This is a genomic window from Helicobacter didelphidarum (assembly GCF_003364195.1).
GTDB classification, from domain to species: Bacteria; Campylobacterota; Campylobacteria; order Campylobacterales; family Helicobacteraceae; genus Helicobacter_A; species Helicobacter_A didelphidarum.
Map to the genome: position 1 here is coordinate 1 of NZ_NXLQ01000045.1, position 5,685 is coordinate 5,685.

At 31.4% G+C, this 5,685-nt stretch carries 6 protein-coding genes; all 6 read right to left on the reverse strand.

Annotation, left to right across the window (positions count from 1 at the left end; translation table 11 throughout):
• Window positions 1-85: 85 nt before the first annotated feature.
• Entirely contained in the window at window positions 86-1,273 is a 1,188-nt protein-coding gene (locus CQA53_RS09875; protein ID WP_115543822.1) for a hypothetical protein, read from the reverse strand.
• Window positions 1,274-1,350: 77 nt separating this feature from the next.
• Complete coding sequence (locus tag CQA53_RS13350; protein WP_115543823.1) at window positions 1,351-2,199, reverse strand: hypothetical protein; 849 nt, start codon at window positions 2,197-2,199, stop codon at window positions 1,351-1,353.
• Window positions 2,200-2,201: 2 nt separating this feature from the next.
• Window positions 2,202-3,539 carry a hypothetical protein gene (locus CQA53_RS13355; RefSeq protein WP_245945868.1) on the reverse strand — a complete coding sequence of 446 codons (1,338 nt, stop codon included), beginning with the start codon at window positions 3,537-3,539 and terminating at the stop codon, window positions 2,202-2,204.
• Entirely contained in the window at window positions 3,521-4,036 is a 516-nt protein-coding gene (locus CQA53_RS09890) for a hypothetical protein (RefSeq protein WP_115543824.1), read from the reverse strand. Before CQA53_RS09890 ends, CQA53_RS13355 begins: the two co-directional genes overlap by 19 nt.
• Before the next feature lie 25 nt (window positions 4,037-4,061).
• Window positions 4,062-4,712: a hypothetical protein gene (locus CQA53_RS09895; RefSeq protein WP_147290028.1), complete on the reverse strand. Its 651-nt coding sequence runs from the start codon at window positions 4,710-4,712 to the stop codon at window positions 4,062-4,064.
• A 10-nt stretch (window positions 4,713-4,722) separates the two neighbouring features.
• A partial coding sequence (locus CQA53_RS09900; RefSeq protein WP_115543826.1) for a D-Ala-D-Ala carboxypeptidase family metallohydrolase occupies window positions 4,723-5,685 on the reverse strand: 963 nt, incomplete at its 5' end.

The window sequence follows — 5,685 nt, forward strand, 5'->3', positions numbered from 1 at the left end:
TATAAGAGGAGGATTACTCACATTATACAAACTAGAACTAATATAGGGCTTATCTATATCATTTTCTAAATAGCTTATAATCACTTCATCTCCTACTCTTAGAGCATGAAAACTCATTCAAAATCCCCAAGAAAGTTGAGATTTGTGGATATATCCTTCTACCCTCTTGCCTATTTTTTCTGTAAAATATATCTTGATACCAGCCATTTATTGGCAAACCTTTTGTGTAGAGTTTTTCTATAAATTTTACTTGTGTATTATTGTCAAGATATATTTGTCTTTGATTAATCCAAGATTCGCTTGGAATATATTTATCTTCTAACTTGTCATATTCCCAATACATAGAATCTGCAAGCTTAGCATTAGGATATTGTATTGCTATTTGTTTAATAATGTGAGATTCATTATTTGGCTTTTCTCTCACATTTACATACATATCTTTTGAATAAGTGTAGATTCTATCATCACTTGGATTATCAGAACAATATTTTGGTTGATATTGTGCTTTATATTCTGCACATATATTTTTGCGTTCCTTTGCAATCTCTTCATCTTCTTTATGGGTGGTTGCGAGTGCTTTTGATATTGTGATAATCTGCATTGAAATAGGTTTATCTATCCTTGTAGCCGTCCTTATTTGTATCTTTATAGGCAAAATAAGATAAGATTTGTCTTGTAGCCACTCTTTTATGTTTGGATATATGGCTTCAATCTTGTTGTATTCTATGGGTAAAATATGATTCATGCCATTATTGATATGCAGAGTTAAGAACCCTTTATCAGCGTCTCCACCCTGCATTTCATCATCATGGGTAATATAAAAAGCTACACCATAATCAACATTAGAGCAATTTATAGCAAAAGAATGAATCCCGCAAGGTTTTTTTGTAATATATAAAAATCCTTTCACCATTTGATAAATATAAGGCTGATTGATAGGTTCAAATAAAGTGATATAGTTTATTTCATGTGGATAAATATTTTTAATATATCTGGGTATTACTTTTTGCAAATTTTGCTTTTGAGATAAACTAGAATTCATAGTATATGCTCGTAAATATATTACCTTTATTTCCTTGTTGATACCATATCTTTCTACCCAGCCACTATCAAAAATAGAATATTTTTCTCCCATGTTAGAATTGGCAGTATTACTATCTTTTAAAAAAGATTTTTTCTCATAAAATTCTATATTTCTATACATAAAGCTATCATCTCTAGCATAAAGATTTACAACTATAACACATAATAAACATAATAATAAAGATTTCATAATCACTCCTTGTCTTTTGTGATTTGCTCTGTGATTTTGATGATAAAGTTTTTCATCGCATTCCTTTATCATTTCTCTTATCTCGCACAGTCATAGCTCACTTGGCTTTCATGTATCACGCCATAGATTGTCTTGCTTGTGTCTTTAGATTCTGGTGGGATATAGGCGACTTTTAGCCATTTAGGATTTTTAGTATCCCGCCCTAATTCTAAAATCAAACCCTTGTTCTCTGCGCTTTCTATTGATTTACACAAGTCTCCCATTTCATCTTTTTGTATCGCTCTTAGTATCTTACCATTTGGGGATTCTCGTAGGTTGATATAAGAATCTTTGGAAGCGTAGGATAATATATATTCGCTTGGAAGAAATTGCTTAGCTATATACCACTTTCTTATACTGCTTAAAACCTTTACATCATTGGCAATGGTCGCATAATATGGCGTATCAGCTTCACTATCTAAAGATTTGTGAGTAATATAGTAATTTTCCAAAGTTAATATTGCGCGTATTGCTATCCCACCTAAGATATATTCATCTATTGGATTTAATTGATTTGGTAAAATATTATAGATTTGCAAGAAACTATTTTTTTGAAATGAGACATCTTTTTTGAGTGTATCATTTAAAAATATAGCTGTATTAATAGCTGTATTATCATTTGCAAAAAGTCTAGGTAAATCATTTGGAATATCTGGAAAAAATACCAAACGCCAATAAAAATCGACTTCATCTTGATACATTTGCCATTCAAGTATTCCACTTAGTGTTACTTTCCCTCCATAATATATTTTTCCCTCTGTTTCTTTGTCTTTATATAAGGTGCTATTATAAGAAATTTGACTTGATAGCATATCTTGAAAGTGTGCCTGATACACACTAGCATACATAATACTAACAATAAAAAATATAGAAACCACTAAACGCATTGTTACTCCTTTTCTGGTGGGTAAGACTCAATTTTATCTTTTTCTTGAATCTTGATAATAAAATTCTTAATTGTGCTTTTTGATGGATTGTTTGTGCCAAGAGCATAGTTTTTAAAAGATTCTGTATCATGTTCAATAAGAGTTATATACAATTTTGCAACGGCATTGACTGTGCTATTCCTATCTTTTGCTATCCATCTTTCTTTTTTCCATTTCAACTCATTTGTTGGCAAAAGACAACCTGTACTCCACTCGCCTGTATCACCATAATGAATTAAAATTCCATTTCTGCTTGTCCCTATCACACTATTTTTACTATTTTTAGGTTTGAGTTGTGGGACGATATGAATATGTTTTGTCCCAAAAGTTTTCCTATTATCTTTATTGTGTTTGCAAGTTGCAATATTGCAATATAACTGCTCTATGTTTATATTTAAATTTTTCATTGTCTTTTGCAAATCGTCCAAATATCTTTCTTTATTGTTCGGATTTTCTGCCATCAGGGCTGGACTATCAATATTTGATTTTTTCCAAAATACCTCATATTCTCCCGCTGGTATCCTTATGTCTCCACCAGCTATTTTTTGTTGCTCTTCTGCTGTCCTGCTTTTCTTTGGATTATAACCCGCTGGTTCTATAATATAGCCTTTTATATCTTTACCTTCTGAATCTTTAACTATTTCATCATCTAACTTTAAACTAAACTCACTTATAGTAGCCCAATACTTAAAATCTTCATTGTTTGGACTATACTCCCATTTCCTCACAACCTCTAGCACCATTAGTCCTGTGCCACTCTCCACCTCCACTGCTATTATTATTCTCCCATTATCATCTCTTAATGCTTCTAATTCACCCTTATGCTCTTCTACTAAATCATCAAGTTGTCTAAAGAATGAAAGGGCATTATCTCCTAAATCTATACCTATATCACCATAGAGCATTGTATAGATATTAGGAAGGTTTATCTTGCTTGAAGTTGATAGATTGTATGCTAGTGGTTGTTTTAAATCTTTGTCTTGATAGAGAGTATAAGAATACCCTCCTATACCTTTTCTTTTGTCATAGTCTATATAATAGATTCCATCGTGTATATTCTTGTCGATACGAAGAGCTTGTATATTGTATTGTCCTTGTATCTCTCCATATTCTATGATATGAAATGTATTGTTATGACTATATTTTAAAGATAAAGGATAGGCTATCCTAAGACATTGATATACTTGAGGGTTAAGACTACCCATATAGGCATAGATATAGAGATAGTTTGTCTTAGTTATATCAAAGTATTCTTTTTTGTTCCTTTTACGCCAAACAAGTCTCACCAATCCACACTCCATTGATAAATCACTTCCACTATATCGCCTTTTTGCTGATAAATGCTGATACTTCCGCTATCATAGCCCATTCCTATAATCCACAGCCTCCCTTTATCCCAAATATAATAATTCCCCACTTCATCATCTCTATTTGATGCCTCCTTACCATAGTCATAAATATTGCTTGTTGGTAATTTTTCTGTACTATCATTCAAAGTTTCGTAAGCTTCTTGTATGCTTTTTGTGTGAATGAAGTACTTTTTAATCCCTACAATCTGCTCATTATTCATTGTTGAACAATTAAATTTATAGCCACTTGGAGGATATTGGCATAAGTCTATAAATTCCATATCCTTAGAATCTCGTTTTATTTTTACCTTATCATAAGCAACACCAAGTGCTTCACTAAAAAACATCTCACGCTCATTGATGAGATTTGATGAAGCCTCACTATCTAGCTTGATGATATCCGCCTTTAAAGAAAGGCTTAAGCATAACAACAATATTATTTTTCTCATCACTTTATCCTTGCTTTAAAACTAATCAATCATAATTAAATCCCCAAGCGAAATGCAGTAAGACTTCTACGCCTTTGGGTGTTTGGAAAAATGCGAAGTTATTCCAGCCGATAGTTGCTTGTTGTGGAATCCATAGAGTTTTATCATCGTGCATATAGCAACGCCTTCCCTCATAGTCAATCTGTATCATTACGATTTCTTGAAAGTCATTTTTAGGTATAGTGGGTATCAAATCTGCAAAATTTTGAGCATCATCATTGTTCATATAGTTCGTATAATTGCGGATTTTCTTATACACTTCATCAAGGCTTTGGTTCTCAAAAATATAGAGGCGATAGAGTATGCTATACTCGCCACCTGTGCTACATCGCTCTTTATTGACTTCACACAAATCTTTATATTGCCAACCATTTGCCTTATCAATTTTTAAGGGTAGAGATTGTGCATTTTGTCTATCTTGTAGGTATGAGATTTTATCCTCATAATATCTATTATTTATAGACTTTATGTAACCATCTTTCATTTCTTTACACAAGCCATCAAAGCGTTTGGAATATTGCCCTGCCTTGATAATCTCCCCTGTATCTGTTGTAATATCTGTATCATACAGATAAGAATCCCCATAGAGATTCTGCAATGCAATCACACTTACTAATAAGCATATCAACTTTTTCATATCCACTCCTTTAAAAATTGAGATTAGTGCCATTATATACATGATATGCTACTCCTTTTGGCTTCGTTAAAAAGTCTGGCTTATTTTTATTTTTTATTTTTTTCCATCTATCAGTGCTAATTGCTATATGTATCCAATAAGAACTATTCAACTCAAATATACATTGTGAAATTATACTTGTATTTTTTAACCCTATAACTTTTTTATTATAAATATCTTCATAAAGTTTAATCAATAGTATTTTATTATTTTTATCATTATTTAAGAACGCAATATCGGCTACTTCACAATGTGAATGTTGGGAGGTTTTGCTACCTCCTAATTTCTCATTTAACTCCTTACATCTTACCCCACTATTAATATTAATTTTATATATTTGACTTTCTCCATATTGTTCGTATATATGTTCTTGCAATTTATCTAATATTTTTTGGCATAAGTCCTTTAGGCTTTGTAGTCTTTCTGGATACTGATTATCTAAAACAAACTTTTTATTTAAATCTATATACTTTTGTCCTTGACTTGTTTTTACCATCTCATCAAAAGTAAAATATTTCGCAAATTCAATTTCCTCCCCATACTCCACCTCTAGCTTTATTGCTATTTTACCTTTATCATCTTGAGTGGAATCTAAAATATCTTTATATTCTTTCTTAAGAGTTTCTAATGTATTAAAGAATCTCTTATCATTCTTCCCTATATCTATCCCTCCATTATTTCCATATTTATCTCCTCCATGCAAATAGAAATTCTCTCTTTGTGTATGAGATTCAGTTGTGTTGCTGCAATCTTTATCTGTATAGATTCTTGTATTCTTACCAAATGTATTTTCACTAAAGATTGTCCTTCTCTCTTTTATATCATTGATATTGATATAATATTCCCCCTCTGGAATAGCTCCTTTATCTTTCTCCTTTTGCCAATCTTTATCAAGACAGAAATAATATGTTGTATTATTTAATAATCCTTTCTC